Origin of the sequence: Paenibacillus rubinfantis (genome assembly GCF_001486505.1) — a bacterium.
Lineage (GTDB): Bacteria > Bacillota > Bacilli > Paenibacillales > Paenibacillaceae > Fontibacillus > Fontibacillus rubinfantis.
On record NZ_LN909066.1, the window covers coordinates 564,578 to 583,683 of the forward strand.

Genomic DNA, 19,106 nt, shown 5'->3' on the forward strand with positions numbered 1-19,106 from the left:
CGTTTACATAGCGAAGGGAAGCAGCGCCATCCCGCCGCTTCCCCATCAACGCAGGTCCAGCCGATAGTTCACCGCATACTCCGTCTCTCTGAACCCTTCCTGCAGATACAATGCCTTCGCCCGTTCATTTTCCGCATTCACGCATAGTATGGCCCGGGCATATCCGTTCTCCCGGCCAAACTCCAAGGCCCGGCGCAGCAGAAGGCGGCCCAGTCCCTTCCCCTGAAATTCAGGAAGGAGCGCCAAGGGACCGATGTTCATTATCGGCGTATCCAGGTACTCGTCATCCGAGCACCGTACGATACCGACGGGCCGTTCCTCGTGTATCAGGAACAACATGCCGCCGCTTAAATAATCCGCCTCCCCGGGATATTTCACCACCATGTCCGGCGTGATTGGCGTTTGGCTGCCTTTTAATTGGGCGAAGCCGGCGTTCCGCACAGCGCACCAGTCTTCCTCGTCCTCCCCGGGACGAAACGCGCGGAGGCTGTAGCCTTCCGGCAGTGTATAGGGCGCAGGCTGCAGCGGCTCGTTCACCAGCAGGAAGGAGTACCGCTCCACCTGAAAACCTAACTGCGCAACGCGCTCCATCAGTCCGGGGTTCACCGACGGGACAAAGATAAACAGTCTTGTCAAGCCTTCGCCATGTTTCACAATCTCCTCAAGCAAGCGGCGATACACCGCCGCATCTCCGGTCTCGGTATGAAAAATGCGAAAACGCGCCTGCTTCCCCCTGCGCTGATACGCGTCGGCAATCATCGAGGCCGCACCAACCAATTCTCCCTCTCCATTCACGGCGATATAAGTTGGATGCTCCTCATGAATTTGGAACTCCGCCAAATCCTCTTCATACAGAAAGGAATCGTCCACCTCCTGGCGATGCTTCCGGCAATACGCCTTGAAGTCCTCCAGGCGCTCCGGGCCAAGGGCCAGTATCCGCGTATCCATGGTTGTTCCTCCATTCCTAAATTCGATATAAAAATGATTTGTGGTGTTCTTTCTCACTTCCTTCATTCCCGACCCAATGCTAGGATATCGTTAATCCGAAGGAGGTGGTGGAGATAAACCGTTCTTTTATTGAAGCCTTACGCCAGAACTCCCTTGATGTGCTGCAGCAAATTCCCAAAAGCGATTGGCACAACCATGCCGGACGCGGCGGCAACATCGCCTACATCGCCGCGTGGTCGGGGGTTCAAAGCGCATGTCGGGGAATTCGGCACGGCGGACGACGTGTGGGAGGCCGTGGAAGAGCTGGAGCTGGATGAGGTCCACCACGGCATCGCGGCAGCGCGTTCTGTCTCCGTGATGAACTGGTTGGCTGACCACCACATCCGGTTAAATGTCTGTCCGACGAGCAATGTTATGCTGCGCGTGGCGGACAGCTACGCCAAACATCCCCTGCGCAAGCTTTACGACCACGGTGTACTTGTGACGATTAATACCGACGACCTTCTAATCTTTAACCAAAGCGTATCGCAAGAGTACCTGAACCTGTACCGGTCTGGCCTGATGACAGCCGAAGAACTTGAAGAGATCCGAGAAGTCGGATTAAACGCCGCCATTTAAATTAAATAAACAAGATTAAAACCAACACAACCGCCAGCACGCCGATGGCGTACATCACGCCCAGCCGGAGCCAATTCCGTCCCGTTTGTTGCGTATATCGCGGATTTTCCTCCCGGTTGCTTTGCGATTGCCCGATCCTTATCGTTGCGATCAAACCAAATGCCAAGATCAGAACAATGATTACAATTAACCACACCATACAGCCACCCTTACCTTCCTATAGGAGTCGTTGTCCCTATTATAATAACACCGGGACGATCGCGCACTATAGCATCTTCCCTCTTCGCTCCTAATATATTGAAAGCAGGAGCGAAGGGAGGATGTAAGATGGAATTAAACCAGGCCCAAATTCAACGCGCGTTGTTCCTGGCCGCCGTCTGCGGTCAAACCTATACGCAATTCACGAATCCGGACGGTACGTTTGTCCTCCCGCCGCCGTATACGCTGTTCGAACCCCTTGAAGCGAAATCCTTGCTTGGTCAATGGGAGCGTTTCGGATTTATTTGGCAATCGGCGGACGAGATCATCATCGCCTTTCGGGGAACCAGCTCGGCCTCCAACTGGATTGCCGATGCCATCGCAACGCAGCAGAAATTCAAGTGGGCCAAGGATGCCGGCCTTACGCACCGGGGATTTACCGGTATATATGGATCGGCCCGCCGTCAGATTCACTCCGCCCTGCACCAGTTGCCGGAGGACAGGACGTTATATCTTACGGGCCACAGCCTGGGGGCTGCGTTGGCAACGTTATGTGCGATGGATCTCGCCGCAAATACAAACCGGGTTCCCATCCTGTTTACGTTTGGTTCGCCTCGCGTTGGAGATCCGGATTTCGTTCAGGCTTTTGCGAAGCAGGTCCCCAACAGCTATCGGATTCATAATGAATTTGATCCGGTGACCCACATCCCGCCGACGATTTTTAAGCTACCTAGACAAGAGAAGACCTACTACTACCGTCATGTCCCCGCCTCTTACCCCTTGTATTTCGCCGACGCTTCATTGTCTTCCAATCATAGCATCGGCAGCTATTATGCCGAGCTTGCAGAACTCGATCCCGTCTATGCTCAGCATCTCTCAACCGTGAGCCCTTCCTTTCTCCAAGTTCCCTGAGGGTGAGCCGTAAACGATCAAGCGGCGAGATCCTGTACCAGATTTTTAATCCATTTTCGGGAACGGATACGGGCAAGCCCAATGCCGTAGCGGACGACTTCTTCCAACGACAAGGCAAAGTATACCAAGAAGATCGGCTGCTTTAGTCCAAAAGACAGCAGTAAACCCGACGGCACCCCGATCAACCAGGTTGTGGCCGATTCCATGGCGAACACGAATTTGCTGTCCCCGCCGCTGTTTAATATCCCGCCGGCCATCACCATATTGCCGACTTTCACCCACAGAAAAGCCGCAAAGACCCATACTAGATAGATGCCCAGACGGTTCGCTTCGCCGGAGATATGGAACGCCGACACATACCACGGGGAGATCGCTGCGATGACGAGTCCTACCGCTAAGGAGACAACCGCACCCAACCGGATGAACCGCTTCGCGTACAACATGGCGGTTTCCTCTTCCCCGGCGCCAAGCTTGTTCCCAACCATCACCCCACCGGCACTGGCAAGTCCCGTGAACAAGCCGATACATACGCCTTGCAGCGTGAACGTGATCGTCATCGCCGTCATTTCCGTGGTTCCCATCCGGCTATAAATGATCGCATAAGCCGTCTCCCCCAGCACCCAAATCAGCTCATTTAGAACGAGGGGGAACGTCGTTTGGGCGAATTTCTTAACCAATGCCGACGATCCTCCACCGTACAGCTCACGCCATCCTGCCCTGCCCGGCAATTTAAACAGGTAGACGGCACCCACAATCAGAAGGCATTCCACCACTCTGGAGACCGTCGTTGCGATCGCCGCCCCCGCAAGGCCCATTTGCGGGAATCCCAGATGCCCGAAGATCAGCAGATAGTTCAGCAGGATGTTTAACCCCACCGTAAACAAACTAACGAACAGCGGCAGCTTGACATGCTGGGTGCTCCTCAGTACGGCGGAATACAACATCGTCAACATAGCCGGAACGTAACCTACGGCCATCAGTTGCAAATAAATGGCGCCCTCCTCGTGAATCCGCGGGTCTTCCGTGAAGACGGCAAAGCAGAGCTCCGGCTCGAAATACACGAGCAGCGAAAACAGGAAGGACAGGATAACTCCCGTCGCCATGCCAATCCCCAGCAAGCGATTGATGCTCCGTCGGTCTCCCTTCCCCCAGAACTGGGCCGTATATATGGACACCCCGGCAGCCAGGCCGGCCATCATCACGGAGATGATCGCGTATATTTTCGAGGACATCCCCACCGAAGCGATCGCTACGTCGCCCAATTGGCCAACCATCAGCTGATCCGTCAACGAAAGCAAGGCCATAATTAAGCTTTGCAGCGTTACCGGGATGGCGATTTGATAGACGCTCTTATAAAAAAGCTTGGACTGTTGTTGATCCATCCTTCCAAAGACTCCTTCTCCCTCAATATCAACCCATTTGTTCAAACGTTTGCACAAATCTTATAAAGACATCTTACCACTTCCTCATGTGGATGTAAGGGAGATTTTGTCGAGAACTGAAAAAAGCCGCTATCCGGCAAAAATCTGCACGGCTAGCGGCTTTCGACTCCATCATGTAGTTTAATTACTTAAATGAATGCGGAAAACATCTCCTGCCAGTCCGCCAAACACGATCTTTCCGCCTGCTGGCAGTTTAAAGGAAGGCTGCTTACGAATCATCGACGAGTGAACGAGTAGCCCTTGTTCGTCATACACGATGAACCCGCCGTTTCCTTCCGTTTTCACGGTTATCGTGCGCCCCTCCATGGAAGGCGGAATGTTGAACCATCTTGCCTGACCGCTTGGTTGAATGGTGATCTTCGATTGCACTCCGGCGTAGAGGTTCGGAATTGCATCCTCACGGATAAAGGTTTGACCATTTACATCCAAAAACTCCGCGCCATTTAATTTCGAGAATTTGAAATCAAACGCGTCCCGGCTGTTCATATTCGGAATTTCCATCACATTTACCGCCTGATTGGCATCCACGATCTTGGCACCGTTGGCATAACCGTATTCAAGATCAACCGATAACGTTTTGTTGAGGACCGACGTGGCCAAGAAGAACAACGAATTGATTTTTTCATCCAACGCATAATACATTTTTCCGTCTCTAGTTTTCCATTGCTCTTTCACCGCTTGACTCAGCGATTGGGCTTCCAGCTTCTGATATTCGTAGGATACCATGTGCATTTGGCTCAGCCCCGGGAAGTTCAAGTAAGCATCCAGCTTCAAATAGGTTTTACCATTGGTCTCCTTCACAAAGCTGACGTTGGCGCTGCCATCGCTGCTTGTGAACCGCCCGTTGCCCGTATATACGTACGTTTGTGCCGGAATCAGGCCGCCCATTTGCGCCGCCAGTTCCATTTGCCCTTGTTGAATGTCAACCTTCATCGTTTCGCCAACCATTCCGTATAATCCGGAATAAGCTTGCAGTTCCTTAGGCATTTCCACTTTCACAGGAGCTTCGAAGGTCGGATCCGGTTGAATCTCGTCAATCAGGCCTTTTTCGTGCAAATACTCCAGCAATACCCCGGCCGCGAAGGCACTGTTATAGAACGAGCTTCCCCCCGACGAAAGGACGGAGATCGAAATGTGTTGCTCCGGCAAGACGATCAGTCCGGCGTGATACACGATCGTATCGCCGCCTTTCGATAAAGCGGTGATGCCGTAATCTCCAAACGGAGCCAGTTCCACAGAATCCCAACCAAGTCCGTAGTTAAAAACATTCGTTTCTTCTTCCACCCAGATTCCGTTGCGATATTCGTGGGCTTGCATCGATTTCGCCGCTGCCTTGGACAGCAGTTCCGGCCGGTCTCCCATCAGCACTTCTGCGTATTTTGCTAATTCTTCGGCAGTGGAGTAAACGCCCCCTGCACCAAGCACATTCGCATTCTCTACTGGTAAAACTTTATCTACGCCCGGAAAATAGGTTTTAGCCAGTTTTTCACGGTCAAAGGTATCCAGCGGCGTTTTGGTATGAACCAGTCCCAACGGTTTGTTGAAATGTTGATTCAGGTACTCGGTATAACTCATCCCGCTAACCCGTTCCACCAGAATTTCCAGCAGTGTAAAGCCGTCGTTGCAATACACAGAGTAGGCGCCCGGGTCCGATTTCAAGCGCTCGGACCGCATCTTGCGCAGCAACTCGTCATGGTTTTGCGTATCGTTATCGTCAAACAACATACTGTTTTCATAGTGCGAACCGTACAATCCCGACGAGTGGTTCAGCAGCATGCGCGGCGTAATTTGGCGATACCGATCATCCGCCATTTCAAAATCCTTGATATACGTCGTAAGCGGCTGATCCAAATCGACGAGCTTGGCGTCGACCAGCTGCATCGTTGCCGCGGCGACAACCATCTTGCTCACCGAGCCGATCCCATACATTGTCGTTGGAGTTACCGGCGTTCCCTTCTCTGGATCCGCATATCCCGCGCCATCCGACAACGCGATCTTTCCATGATCCATAATGGCGTACTGCAGGCTGGTCACGCCATAATCCGTGAGGACGGTTTGAGCCATCGCCTGCGCTTTTTCTTTGACTGAGCTTGCCTCAGCTTGAACGGTGCCTTGACCTACCGGCGTGATGAACACCAGCAAAACCGCAAGGAAACCGAAGATCCATTTCTTCATGTCTGATTCCTCCCTGTACCTTTTGTCTATGGATTGGTTACAGGTTGATCGTACAGGAAGGAAGAGTCGGATGGGGCCAATGGAGCCGAAACGCAAAAATCAATCCCTGAACGGCAGGATCACCATGTTATTAAATGTCTTGCTGCCGGTTTCGATGGCCATGTTCCCCCCGTATTTCTCGCAAATCCGCGAGATGTTGGTGAGACCGATGCCGTGAAACTCCCGGTTTGGCTTCTGGCTGTGCAGACGGGGGACTTCCTGTTCCGTATGGTTCAGGATCTGAATGGACAGGGCGGACTCGTCCGAGCGGATGCGAATCAGAATGTACCGATCTTCCGCAATCCGCACCTTCTTCGAAGCTTCCAGGGCGTTATCCAGCATGTTGCCAAGTACCACGCAGAGATCATACCGGTCGATGTTCAAGTGCTGTGAATAAAGTTGTAGCTGTGTATCGATCCGAATGCCGTTCGCCTCGCCGATATTCAGCGCATTGGTAACGAGGGCATCAATCACCAGATTCCCCGTATTCACCCGATGATAAGCGTCCTCGACCTTATTCAGCGTGACCCGAATGTGCTCTAACGCCGCTGCCGGATCCCCGCGCTTAATGCACTCTTCGATATACAGAAACTGCTTGTTGGTATCATGAATGATGCGTTTAATCGATTTGAAGCTATGTACGGTTTTTTCATAGTTGGCGTCCTGGTAGTCCATCTGCCGTTGCAATTGGAAATTCTCCTGCTGGATTTGAAATTTCTCCATCATCGTATCGAACATGTAGATCACCAATACGTTCAGGAGCAGCAACCCGATGACCCAGATGAAGAAATGCAGGTTCTTCTCGCTAGTTGCGGCCAGCAGGTTCACCTGATAAATACTGAACACCGGCACGAACAGAAACAGGAGATAATAAAGAGGCTTAAGCGGGTAAGTTCGCCGTTTGGCCACCATTCGGATCAGTTGAATCACCACAAACATCAAAATGCAGGAAAGCAGCAAGGTTTTCGCCGATGCCGAGAAGCTCGATGGTTCAAAGTTTCGAAATTCATCTGAATTGAGGGTATAAAAAATAAAAAGCGAAAGCGAATTGACGATCGACATTAACACGCCGTATAACACGGTAAACATCAGTTTGTTCTTCAACTCAACCTGGTACGTATCCGCCAGGCTGTAAATTAATAATAGAGCCACGCCGGATGCGTACCACCGCAAATCGACGGTCAGATAGCCCCCCGCTAGCAACGCAAACACGATAAAATGCACCAGTCTATGCGGTTTGCGCGTCACTCTCCCAAACACCGCATCAAAGAAAAAGATCAGTTGGAACCCTAGCACAAACACGATGCTAATCAGAATCGGAACATTAAATGGAATCATGGGAGCTATCCTTCATCACCTTATATTTCGTATAGAAATCCTTCACTTCTTTGACTTTCGATCGCCCAATCGGCAGTTCCAGCCCGCTTGTCATCTGCACGACATTGCCGGTAAACTTGTTCACATGGTTGAGGTTGATAATAATCGAACGATGGATCTGCAAAAAATGGCTGTCCTTTAGCGCTTCCGCATACTTCGAGATCAGCCCTTTGCTTTCCACCACCTTGGATACGGTGATGAACTTCAGTTTATTTTTCATCGTGAGGCTCTTGGCAGATTCAATCGCGATAATCTCCTCATGCTTCAGCACCACTTCTTCATAGCCGGACTGGACGATCAGAAACTTCTTCTCCTGTGCTTGGAAATATTGGCATAAACGGATCACCTTCTCCTCCAGCACCGCAGGCTCGACCGGTTTAATCAGATATTGAAAAATAAACACATCCAAGCTCTCCACCATATATTCGGGGTAACTCGTTAAAAAGATGATTTGCTCATCCAGGTGCTGAAGCTCCCGAATGCGGCGGGCGGCGGCAATCCCGTTTATCCCGCCCATCTCCACATCCAAAATGAGAATATGAAACGGCGGCTCCCCTTGTTCATAATGGGCCACAAGCGCTTCCCCGGAAGGAAACAGCTCGACCTCAAATTCAATATTGGCTTTGAACGATAACACAAGCAAGATTTGCTTGATCTGCTCCCGCTGCCGCTCCTCATCGTCGCATACCGCTACTCGGAACATCCCGGCCTCACCTCGCCTTGTTTGGATTCGTGATCCATTCCCTCTCTCTCGCAGACCTCTTTTGACGATTATCCCTTTCGCTCAGAAGATCTCCCCCTGATCCAACGGGATAATGATGCAAAGAGCGCACGAAAAGGTTGAATCAAACTGCTCATTCTTTAATCCTAGTATGTAAAAAAAGCTCTCAAATTCTACAGGAGAATTCAAGAGCTTTTTTCTGTTTCACGGATGCGGTCGAGAGGACTCGAACCTCCACGGGGGGTTAGCCCACACGGACCTGAACCGTGCGCGTCTGCCAATTCCGCCACGACCGCTTAGCGTTATATCTGTCGCGAAAGTATATAAACCGTTTTTCGCGGCGACAAGATATAAAATATCATGCGCCGCGAAAAGAGTCAACCCTTTTTTATTCCACTGTGACGGAATGCAGTTCGATGGGCCCCCCCTGGACGCTGACGACCAACGTGGTCTCGGCAGCTCGACCAAGCGGGGTGCTAACGCGGCGGATTCCCTCGCTCGCTGGCGACAGCTCGGCACGCGTTCTCTCGGCCCCATCCTGCCTAACGGTGACGACGGCGGTATCTCTGCAAACCAGTTCCAGCGTCACCGTATTCCCCGATTCGATGCCGTTGAACGAATAGGCCGCAAACTCGCCGTCCGCTAGCTCCAGCGCCAGGTTCTGCCACCCGCTGTCGAACCCGAACTTTTTCGGTTGAGGCTGGTCCGAGATCGGTACGATCTTCATGCCGGTTTGGGCCCGATATTTATAGATGTTTCCCTCCGTGCGACGTCCGCTGAAGGAGATGCCTTTGCCCGGTAATTCATCGAAATCCGTGCCGCGAACCCGGCAACCCGGCTTGCGGAAAACCGCCGCCGTCACTTCCGGACGCGGAGTGCAATTCTCGACCTTGATGTTCTCCAAGTACGCATCGAGAATGCGCTGCACGCTCTCATAACTCGGCCGGGCTCCGCCTTCGGTGTAGGCCAGAAATTCGTCCCAGCCCTCGGGTTTGTTGACGGTATACGGCGAGGTAGCCCGCTCCATCTTCTTCCACGGCCATAAATTGTAGCCGATCCCCAGGGACAAAGCCAGCGGATACATGGCCGCAAACCATTCCAGCTCGTTCTCCCCGGTCTCGCCGAGCCATAATGGTTGATCCAACGCCTCGGAAAGCGCTAGAAACTCCTCGTAGGCTTCTTTGCCAGGCCGGCAAGCGTAACGGTGGAAGTGAATGACCATATTGGGGTCATACCGCTTATAGAACACGGACGTATTCGTCGACCAATGATGCCCTTCCACGGACAGCAAATGCCGGTCATCAATCACCCGGATGGCTGCGATCACCTCATCATAAAATGCCGCCAATCGCCGAACAAGAAAATCCTCGTGTTTCCCTTCCATCAGACCGGGGCGGATCGGCTCATTTAACAAGTCGTACCCGCCAACAATCCAGCGGTCGCGGTACCGGCGGGCCAGCTCCTTCCATAGCTCGATCGTTTTGTCCCAGCTGTCTTGATCGGTGAAAAGCCGGGGGAAATCGTCTACCGAATCGTCGATATTGGCTCCGGTCTGCCCGCCCGGTGCGCCGTGCAAATCCAGGAAGGCATAAACGCCAAACTCTTCGCACCAATCCAGGCAGCGATCGATCAATGCAAACCCGTCCTCTTTCCAGCGAATGCCCGGCTCGTCCTCCATCAGCACCCTCCACCCAAAAGGGATGCGTACAGAATTATATCCCTGCTCCGCCATCCGCCGAATATCCTCGCGGGTCACATAGTTTTCGCGGAAACGCTTCCAGAAATCCTCGGCATACGGTTTTCCGGCCAATTCCCGAATGACCGCCTCGATCCGGCGCGGACGGTCGAACCGGGGGTTGTGGGACAACCACATATATCCTTCGCATAGGAGCCAATTTCCCAATCCCCAGCCCGTTAGCAGAATCTCCTCTCCATCTCCGTTGACGATTTTTGATCCCTCTGCGCGGAGAAAGCCTTTCACCCGCGAGCGATCCGTTTTTTCGTGCATCGTATGTCTCCTCCCGCTGTTGATCGGTTTTACGCCAATCATTATAGCACCCTCTCCCTTTAAGAACGGGGGTTCCCGATATTTGAGCCCTCTACCCGAAAAGTGCATCCCTCCTGTCCATACCAAAATCAGATTCTCGCATAAGATGCTAGAAGGATGGATACTACCCTCAGAATATAAACTTAAAGGAGGCCCAACCGCTATGACAGAGCATCTGAGCAAAACAACAAAACTGATCGTTGAGATTCATTTTAATGATTGGGGGGGAACCCCGGAACGGACCACGCGAAACTGGATTGAGAAGAGGCTGGCGCTGTTCATGACCTATACCCGAAAAAGCTTGCAGTTGCAAACCTCGCAGAATTTTTCCTGCTATGTAATCTACGATCCTGCTTCCGAGCATATCATTCGGGAAGTCCTCAAACGGTATGCGCCTCTACCCGCGAATATTCAGTTTGTAACGCCAAGGGACTATTATGCCCATGTTGCCGAAGACGTCGCCGGGTATGAACGCTACTACCGGGTTTATCTGTCAAGCGACGATATGTACCACAAGGACTTCATCCGCAAACTGCAAGCTTACACGCCGAAAAAAAATACAGCCGCACTGGTCCCCCAATACGGCTATATTTACGATTCGGTGCAACACCGGATGGGCAAGTTTTTCTTCTGGCTGCCAAGCTACGGCGCGACGATTCATGATGTTGGGACATTTCTTCGGGGACAGAAGCCTAGTTTCAGCTGGCGTGACGCGTTGAAGGTCCCCCATGAGTTTATCCATGTCAAAGAACCGATTTGGATCAATCATCTCCATGCCTTAAATACGGGGACAACTTTTGAAAGAGTTAGTGCCTGGAAGCTTCCCGGCATCACCGATGCCATGACGCTGGAGCCCTGGAACGACAGCCAGCGCTCCAAAACCTTCTTCGGCCCGGAAATCGAAAACCCCATCGAAATCAAACGGGTGTTGTCCAACTTCTTCTAGTGCCGCTCCACTAAGGGCTCCGGCTTGGCGGTCCGCTTGGAGCGGCACGCCGTCAGTTCGACATCCTCCCCATTTTCGATATCAAAAGCCGGGCCCTCGTGGTTTTCGATCGATACCTGGTTAAATCGCACGTCCCGGACATTTCCCAAGTAGAATCCGCGCCGCACCATGTCCTCGATCCCGGTCATCATGGCAGGGCGGCCAGGAACCGCGTCCTTCGCCATCGAAATCTCAATCTGATCGAAGGTAACTTCCGACACAAACTGCTCTGCCAATCCGTACAGGAAGCCGGCAGCGGCATGCACCTCACGCGCCGTGATGTTGGAGAAGTGAATTCGCCGGAACTGCGGGGTTTCCTCCGTGACGGGATAAGGATTTTTGTCCCACACGTACTTCTCCTTGCCGCGTGGACCGCAGAAATAATACAGATTCATGATAAACGGACAGATCACGTTCTCCATGACGATATTGCTGACGCGAATATCCTCCACGATCCCGCCGCGGCCGCGGCGAGACTTAAGCCGGATGCCACGGTCCGTGTGCTGAAAGATGCAATTCGAGATCGTTACGTTCCGGATCCTCCCGCTCATCTCGCTCCCAATCACCACGCCGCCGTGACCATGAATCATCGTGCAATTCGTAATCGTGATGTTCTCGCAGGGAACCCGCACGGCCGTCTCTTCCGTACCGGCCTTGATCGCGATGCAATCGTCCCCGACATCGATATGGCAGTTGCAAATTCGCACGTTCGAGCACGATTCCGGGTTAATCCCGTCCGTATTAGGGGAATCCGCCGGATTTAGAATCGACACATTGTCGATCGTCACATCGCGGCAGCAAATCGGATTGACCGTCCAGCTAGGAGAGTTGATCAGTTGGACGTCCCTGATCGTCACCCGTCGGCAGCGGTCGAAGCTGATCAGCTTGGGACGCGGGTACTGCAGCTCCTCCGGGCGGTACCGATGCTTCTCCCACCAGGGCTGCCCGTTCCCGTTCAAGCAGCCGCTTCCCGTTACGGCTACGTTTTCGAGGTCCTCCCCGTAGATACAGGAGGCATGGACCTCCCGTTGAACCCCTTCCCACCTTGATCCCACCAGCGGATAATCGTCCGGGTTGGTGCTGAAGGACAATACCGCCCCCGGGCTTAGCCGAAGCTCGATATGGCTCTTCAAGAAAATCGCCCCCGTCAAAAACGTCCCGGCCGGCACGACCACCGTGCCTCCTCCGGCTTCGCTTGCGGCGGCAATCGCGGCGGCGATCGCTGCCGTTGCCGCTACCCCGCTGTCCTTCAACGCCCCGTAATCGACGATATTATACATGCACATCGGCTTGGTTCTCCCTTCGATTAAGCAGGATCTCCATTTGTGCACAGGCCATCACGAAGGCGCCAACGCCATGCAAATCATTCTTCACTTTCGGCCGCGCCGCGTAATGATCGTAATCGCCGGCCGAGGTACCGATACAGATATCCGGCAGCACCAGCCGGCCTTTGTCGTCCTCTTCCACGACCCGGATCAGCCCTTCATATCCCCGCACCGCGGCTTGTCGGGCCTCCTCACCGGCGAGGCCTTGCTGCACCGCCTTGGCTAACGTATAGACAAATAGGCAGGAGCCCGATGTTTCCAGCCAGTTATCGGGCCGCTCGCCTTTGTCGACCACCTGATACCAGAGCCCGCTTTCCTTGTCCTGATAACGGATCAGCGTGCGAACAAAACTCGATAACACCTCCGCAAGCTCCACTCTCCCCGGCTCCTCTGCCGGCAGCAAATCAAGAAATTGAGATACCGCCAAGCCATACCAGCCCAGCGAGCGGCTCCAAAATTCCGGTGAGCAACCGGTCTGTGGATCCGCCCAGGGCATCCGCCGGCTCTCGTCCCAGGCATGATACAGCAAGCCGGTCTTCTCATCGCGCATATGTTCACGCATCAGCTTCTCCTGGTGCAGCACTTCCGCGCGAAGCCCCGTTTCCCCAAACGTATTCGCATATTTCAACGAAAACACACCCGCCATATAAAGCCCATCCAGCCACATTTGATACGGATACTTATCCTTATGCCAATAGCCGCCCTCGCTTGTGCGGTTCAGCGTCAGCAGCAGGTAGCGCAGCTTGTCGGCCGCGCTCCGGTATTTAGCCAACCCGGTCCGTTCATATAACGCGAACAGCAGCAAACCTGCCTGTACGGTGTCCAGCTCATCGCGGGCGAACATGAAATTGCCCTGCTCATCCACCAGATCATCCACATACTGTTGAATGTACTGGATGTATTTCTCGTCCTGAACCACCTCCCACAGTTGCTCCATCCCGCACAGGAAGACCCCTTGATGGTAATGCCATCGGTGGGCGGGAGGCAGGGTGCCCGCATCCACATAGATGTTCATCAGCGAATCGCACGCCTTCCTCGCCCATGTAAGCGGAGTGTCCGAACCAAGCATCGTCATTCCCAAACTCCTTCCGTCTCAGAATTGGATTACCTAGATTGAATAATGCACCCTGTTCTATCCCTTCATCGACCCCAGCAATGCCCCTTTGGCAAAATGCTTCTGCAGATACGGATACACGAGCAATATCGGCAGAGTGGCAACCACGATCACCGCCATCTTGATCGTCTGATCCGGCGGCGGCACGGTTCCGTCCAGCTCGGCGCTATGGTCCAGCCCGCTTGCCAGCACGACGATTTGCCGCAGCAGCACCTGGATCGGCCATTTAGCGCTGTCGTTCAGATACAAAATCGCCGACATGTACGTATTCCAATACGTGACCGCATAGAACAAGGAGATCGTAGCGATTGCAGGCATCGAGAGCGGCAGCACGATTTTGAACATGATCCCAAAGTCGTTGCACCCGTCAATCCGCGCGGATTCCTCCAATCCCTCCGGAATGTTCTGGAAGAAGTTCTTCAGGATAATCATATTAAACGCGCTGATCGAGGACGGAATAATCAGAGAGGCGTACGTGTCGATCATTCCCAGCTCCTTGACGACCAGAAACGTAGGAATCAGCCCGCCGTTAAACAACATCGTGAAGACGACCAAGAAATTGATCGTTCTTCGGCCATCGAGGTCTTTGCGAGCCAGCCCGTAAGCCATCAGCGCCGTCAGCAGCATACTGAACACCGTGCCGATCAGCGTCACGCCAACCGAGACCCCCATCGCCTTAAAGATCGTATTCGTCGAAAAAATAAACCGGTACGCCTCCAAGCTCCACACTTTGGGGATCAGCACGAATTTGTTGGCCGCCAGCTCCGCGTTTGTCGTAAAGGAACCAGCCACGACATGTACGAAGGGCAGTACGGTAATCAGCGCAATGATGGCCAGCAGCGTAAAATTAATCGCCGCGTAGATTCGGCCGCTAACCGATCGATCCTCTACCATCAGTAAACGCCCTCCTCCCCGAATTTCTTGGATAGTTTATTCACCAGCATAACGAGGATCAGGCCGATCACGGATTTGAAGAACCCAATCGCCGTGCTGTAGCTGTATTGCCCCTGCCGCAGCCCCGCGGTGTAGACATACGTGTCGATGATCTCCGCAACCTGCCGGTTCATCGAGTTCAGCAGTAGATAGACATGCTCGAAGCCCAAATCCAGCACATGCCCGATCTTCAAAATAAACAGCGTAATGATCACACCCCGGATCGACGGCAGCGTAATATGCCACACCTGGCGCATCCGACCGGCGCCGTCCATGCGTGCCGCCTCATACAAACCCGGATCGATCGCAGCCATGCCGGCCAGGTAAATGATCGTCCCCCAGCCGGCCTCCCTCCAGATGACCTGAAGGATATACATCGGCCGAAACCAATCGGGATTCAGCAGGAAATTGATTTTTTCGAAGCCAAAGTACACCAGCAGCTCGTTGAGGATCCCGCCGTCCATCGTCACCATCACGTAGGTGATCGACACGATGATGACCCAGGACATGAAATGCGGCAAGTACACGAACGTCTGGAATAGCCTTTTAAAGAAGTTCCCGCGCAGCTCGTTCAGCATCAGCGCCAGAATGATCGGCACCGGGAAATAAATAAACAGGTTGAGCGCAAACAATATCACCGTGTTTTTCAAAATGACCATAAAGTCCGGCTCGGTAAACAGCCGCTGAAAATGCTCCAATCCCACCCATTCGCTGCCCCGGATGCCGTCATAAGGCTTGTAATCCTGAAAGGAAATGATCAGCCCGTACATCGGCAAATATTTGAAGATGATGAAATACAGCACGCCGGGCAGCAGCATTACGTACAGCCATTTATTTCTCCACAGCCGCTTGCGGAGATGCCCGGTCTTCGTACTTCTCCCGGGCTGCGGAAGCTTCGGCGTGACTGAGGATGGAGCGGTTGCTTCATGCATACGTATCTTCCTCTCTCACATAAAATCCTATCTCGCCGCGTTATATTCCTCGATAATCTTCGAACCGCCCCGGCTCTTCCATTGCTCGATCGCTTTCTCAAAGCCCGCTTTGTCGATTTGACCGTAGATATATTGATACGTCGCATCCGTAATCAACTGCTGCAGCTCCACGCCCTTCTCCGTGTAGGTTTGCGAATCCAGCGCCGCGGTTGGATCCGGCACACCCACCTTGACGTTTTCCTTGATCAATTCTTCGGCGTGGATCCGGCCCGGCAGGGTGTTGTAGCTTTCGTACATGCCGTTGGACTCGGGCTCCCCGATCACGCTGTCCTTAAACGGCTTCACCTCGCGCTCGATCAATTCCTTGTCGTCCGAAACCTTGGCTTTGCCTTCCACGACCGTGTAGTGCGTACCTTCAATGCCCCAATACATCAAATTGGCAACTTCCGGCGTCATCATCTTGTCAAAGAACGCCAGGATCTTCTTGAGCTCCGCTTCATCCTTCACCGCCGATTTCGGGAACAGGATAATATTGTTGTAGCCCGGAATCATCCATTGGGCGAACTTCCCGTCCGGACCGGCCACCATGCTGTGCGTATCAAGGACCGCATCCGGTGCGTTTTTGATCAGATCCTTGTTCAGCGAATCGATATCCTGCATGGACCCGCCGATGTAGAGCCCGGCCTTGCCGCTCGTGAACATATTGACGGCATCGGTTTTACTGGTAGCGGCAAAATCCTGGTTCATGTAGCCGTTATCCCGCAGCTTCTTAAAGAAATCCATCGTATCGATGTATTGCGGGAACATAAATTCCGGTTGCAGCCCACCGTCCTTCTCGCCCCAGTTGTTTGGCGTGCCAAACCAGGCCGATACCGTCTTGAACGCCCCGTAGACCAGCTCGTTCCGGTCGGCGATCCCGGTCGTGTCCTTTTGCCTGTTGCCGTCCGGGTCTTGTTCCGTAAACGCCTTGGCCATTTCAAACAATTCGTCCACATTCGCTGGAGCCGACAACCCTAACTTATCCGCCCAGTCCTTGCGGTATATCATCCCTTGGCGCGCCAGCGGTCTGCCGATATAAAGGGAGTACAGCTTGCCATCCACCTTCGTGTTGCCTAAAATCTCCGGCTTTAACTTGTTGAGGTTCGGGAATTCGGTCAAGTAGGGGCCAATTTCCCAAAACTGCCCATCCTTGATCGCTTCTTTCATCTGAATAAACGTGGTTTGGTTTTTGAGGTAGGTCACTTGGGGTAAGGAGCCTGTGGCAAATGCGGTGTTCAGCTTTTCTTCATACGTGTCCGCCGGGAAAAACTGATAGTTCAGCTTCGTGTTCGTCAGCTTCTCCAGCTCGGTTTTGATCGTATCCGGCGGCGTCTCCGACGTATTTAACGGCAGCATGATCGTGATCTCCGTTGGTTTCTCCGCCTCGGCAGGTGCATTCCCGCCGTTGTCCGCAGTGGACGCAGCAGGTTCTGTTGCTGCCGGGCTGCTGCTCCCCTTATTGTCAGCGCTTCCACAACCGGCTAGCACAACGCTCAGCGATAGCAGTGCGGTCAGGATGAGGATGAATGATTGTTTCTTCATACCTTTGGACCTCCCATGGTTTGGATTGCTTACCCTTCCACGGTATCGTCACGGCGGCGTTACGGAAACAATCATTTCCTCATAACGGCAGCTTTCTGCAAGGCATCTGATCAAATGATTATGGTTGTGATAGCGCTTCCTCAAATTCACGAATCACGGCTTGACCGCCGTTTTGCTTCCAACGTTCAATTTCCTGCTGAAAGCCTTCTGCGTTGAGACGTCCCAGGATGTAATTGTACGTAGCATCGCCGATAATCGTCGACAGCTCCGCGCTCCGTTCATCATAGGTTGGCGAACTCAGCCGGACCGTTGGATCGTCAACCAAGAACGCTTCGTTATCCTTGCTGAGCTGTTCGGCGATTTGGGTTAATTGCTCTTTTTGCGCGACTTCCATCAGGTTGGGGTTGCCGATATCGGCGATCATCAGCGAGTATAACGGATTCACCTCGTTCACCCGCAGTTGCGACGTTTCCTCCGGCAGGATAACCTTCCCGTTCTCCGTCCGATAATGTCTGCCCTCAAATCCATACATCATTAAATTGGCGACATCCCGATCCATCGTCCGGTCGAAGAACCGAAGCGCGACCCGCAGATCCTGCTCCGTAGGAATCATCTTCTTCGAAAATAGATACAGCCCGTTAAAGTTCGGAATCGACCATACCTTATATCCGTAAGGCCCCTGGATTCGATTCACCAGCGTAACATCTGCGTCTGGGTTGATGGCCCGAGCTTCGATGGAAAGGCGTTGCACATCGGTCATACTTCCGATCAATACGCCGGCCTCGCCGCGGATAAACCGATCGCGCTGCACCTCTTTGCTCGTGAGAGGGAAATCCAGATTGATCAGTTGCTCGTCGTACAGCTTTTTCATAAAATTCATCGTATTCATGTATTCATCCGTCATAAATTCCGGAATCACCCGGCCGTTCTCGATCTTCCAGTTGTTTGGCGTGCCAAAATACGAGCTGAGCGTCTTAAAAATGCCGTACACAAGATCGTTCCGGTCTACGACGCCAAGCGTGTCCTGCTTCCCGTTGCCATCCGGATCACCATAGGTAAACTGCCGAAGCACTTCATATAGTTCATCCAGCGTCTTCGGCTCCTCCAAACCAAGATGGTCCAGCCAATCCTTGCGTAAAATGATCCCTTGCCGGGAGGATGGACGTTCGGTGTATACCCCGTAGACCTTTCCGTCCACGGCCGCCTGATCCAAGATTTCCGGGTCCAGCTGGCTCAGGTTCGGAAACTCCGCCAAATACGGCCCGATTTCCCAAAAGACATCCGAACGAATCGCGTTCTTGACCAGATGATAATCGGAAAATTTCACGAAGCTAACCTTGGCAAGCGAGTTCGTGGTTAACCCCGTCATCATTTTGTCGGTGTATACGCCCTCCGGTACCCATCTGAGATCAAGCCGGACATCGGTCAACTCTTCGATCTTAGCCATGATCTCCTTCGATGGCGGCTGCGGAAAGTGAAGCGGCGCCAATATCGACAGATACGGCTGATCCTCCCCGGTTGTCGCCTGCAGATGCGTGTCCCGGTTCATACACCCAACCAGCAAAGAAACGATGATCAGGAGTCCCCCTAGAGCGGATAATCCGCGGATCCCGCTTGTTCGTCTAATCATGAGTCAAAGCCTCCCAAAACGAAGAATAGAACAAAATGATTATTGCCTCACGAGATGATTATTGCTATTATTTGACAGACATCATACACTGGAACATAATGACTTTTTATCGATAAGGTCAGGTGCTGA

16 protein-coding genes and 1 tRNA gene are annotated in these 19,106 nt (G+C 52.9%); 3 read left to right on the forward strand and 14 right to left on the reverse strand.

Annotation, left to right across the window (positions count from 1 at the left end):
• Window positions 1-45: 45 nt before the first annotated feature.
• A complete protein-coding gene (locus BN3277_RS20100; protein WP_059045797.1) occupies window positions 46-948 on the reverse strand; it encodes a GNAT family N-acetyltransferase in 903 nt (300 codons plus the stop codon).
• Between the two features lie 156 nt (window positions 949-1,104).
• On the opposite strand from BN3277_RS20100, the gene BN3277_RS20105 reads away from it, so the two are divergent.
• Complete coding sequence (locus BN3277_RS20105) at window positions 1,105-1,566, forward strand: amidohydrolase family protein (protein WP_082691611.1); 462 nt, start codon at window positions 1,105-1,107, stop codon at window positions 1,564-1,566.
• 1 nt (window position 1,567) lies between these two features.
• Here the strand turns inward: BN3277_RS20105 and BN3277_RS20110 are convergent, their stop codons facing one another.
• The gene (locus BN3277_RS20110; protein ID WP_059045803.1) at window positions 1,568-1,765 is read right to left on the reverse strand and encodes a hypothetical protein; all 198 of its coding nucleotides are present in this window, start codon (window positions 1,763-1,765) and stop codon (window positions 1,568-1,570) included.
• A gap of 128 nt (window positions 1,766-1,893) precedes the next feature.
• Between BN3277_RS20110 and BN3277_RS20115 the strand changes: the two genes are divergently transcribed.
• Window positions 1,894-2,676, forward strand: coding sequence for a lipase family protein (locus BN3277_RS20115; protein WP_059045804.1), 783 nt, complete (start codon window positions 1,894-1,896; stop codon window positions 2,674-2,676).
• 17 nt (window positions 2,677-2,693) lie between these two features.
• Here BN3277_RS20115 and BN3277_RS20120 read toward each other — a convergent pair whose 3' ends face one another.
• The 6 genes from BN3277_RS20120 to BN3277_RS20145 all read right to left on the reverse strand — a co-directional run bounded on the left by BN3277_RS20120 (window position 2,694) and on the right by BN3277_RS20145 (window position 10,438).
• Complete coding sequence (locus BN3277_RS20120; protein ID WP_059045805.1) at window positions 2,694-4,058, reverse strand: MATE family efflux transporter; 1,365 nt, start codon at window positions 4,056-4,058, stop codon at window positions 2,694-2,696.
• A 180-nt stretch (window positions 4,059-4,238) separates the two neighbouring features.
• Window positions 4,239-6,293 (reverse strand): serine hydrolase domain-containing protein, encoded by a 2,055-nt coding sequence (locus tag BN3277_RS20125; protein WP_059045806.1) that lies wholly within the window; start codon window positions 6,291-6,293, stop codon window positions 4,239-4,241.
• 99 nt (window positions 6,294-6,392) lie between these two features.
• Window positions 6,393-7,670, reverse strand: a complete 1,278-nt coding sequence (locus tag BN3277_RS20130) for an ATP-binding protein (RefSeq protein ID WP_059045808.1) — start codon at window positions 7,668-7,670, stop codon at window positions 6,393-6,395.
• Window positions 7,657-8,412 (reverse strand): LytR/AlgR family response regulator transcription factor, encoded by a 756-nt coding sequence (locus tag BN3277_RS20135; protein ID WP_059045809.1) that lies wholly within the window; start codon window positions 8,410-8,412, stop codon window positions 7,657-7,659. The genes BN3277_RS20130 and BN3277_RS20135 overlap by 14 nt, the downstream gene beginning before the upstream one ends.
• Before the next feature lie 229 nt (window positions 8,413-8,641).
• A tRNA-Leu gene (locus BN3277_RS20140) sits at window positions 8,642-8,726 on the reverse strand.
• Between the two features lie 92 nt (window positions 8,727-8,818).
• Window positions 8,819-10,438, reverse strand: coding sequence for a glycoside hydrolase family 5 protein (locus tag BN3277_RS20145; protein ID WP_059045811.1), 1,620 nt, complete (start codon window positions 10,436-10,438; stop codon window positions 8,819-8,821).
• A gap of 202 nt (window positions 10,439-10,640) precedes the next feature.
• Between BN3277_RS20145 and BN3277_RS20150 the strand changes: the two genes are divergently transcribed.
• Window positions 10,641-11,423, forward strand: coding sequence for a glycosyltransferase (locus BN3277_RS20150; RefSeq protein WP_059045812.1), 783 nt, complete (start codon window positions 10,641-10,643; stop codon window positions 11,421-11,423).
• Here the strand turns inward: BN3277_RS20150 and BN3277_RS20155 are convergent.
• The 6 genes from BN3277_RS20155 to BN3277_RS20180 all read right to left on the reverse strand — a co-directional run bounded on the left by BN3277_RS20155 (window position 11,420) and on the right by BN3277_RS20180 (window position 18,977).
• On the reverse strand, window positions 11,420-12,748 hold the full coding sequence (locus BN3277_RS20155) for a glycoside hydrolase family 28 protein (protein ID WP_059045814.1): 1,329 nt from the start codon (window positions 12,746-12,748) through the stop codon (window positions 11,420-11,422). The two genes, BN3277_RS20150 and BN3277_RS20155, sit on opposite strands and share 4 nt — an antisense overlap.
• On the reverse strand, window positions 12,735-13,862 hold the full coding sequence (locus tag BN3277_RS20160) for a glycoside hydrolase family 88/105 protein (protein ID WP_059045817.1): 1,128 nt from the start codon (window positions 13,860-13,862) through the stop codon (window positions 12,735-12,737). The genes BN3277_RS20155 and BN3277_RS20160 overlap by 14 nt, the downstream gene beginning before the upstream one ends.
• Before the next feature lie 57 nt (window positions 13,863-13,919).
• A complete protein-coding gene (locus BN3277_RS20165) occupies window positions 13,920-14,795 on the reverse strand; it encodes a carbohydrate ABC transporter permease (protein ID WP_059045819.1) in 876 nt (291 codons plus the stop codon).
• Window positions 14,795-15,766 carry an ABC transporter permease gene (locus BN3277_RS20170; protein ID WP_059045821.1) on the reverse strand — a complete coding sequence of 324 codons (972 nt, stop codon included), beginning with the start codon at window positions 15,764-15,766 and terminating at the stop codon, window positions 14,795-14,797. Before BN3277_RS20170 ends, BN3277_RS20165 begins: the two co-directional genes overlap by 1 nt.
• Before the next feature lie 27 nt (window positions 15,767-15,793).
• Window positions 15,794-17,347, reverse strand: coding sequence for an extracellular solute-binding protein (locus tag BN3277_RS20175; protein WP_059045823.1), 1,554 nt, complete (start codon window positions 17,345-17,347; stop codon window positions 15,794-15,796).
• A 118-nt stretch (window positions 17,348-17,465) separates the two neighbouring features.
• Window positions 17,466-18,977 (reverse strand): extracellular solute-binding protein, encoded by a 1,512-nt coding sequence (locus BN3277_RS20180; protein WP_059045825.1) that lies wholly within the window; start codon window positions 18,975-18,977, stop codon window positions 17,466-17,468.
• Between the last annotated feature and the right edge of the window lie 129 nt (window positions 18,978-19,106).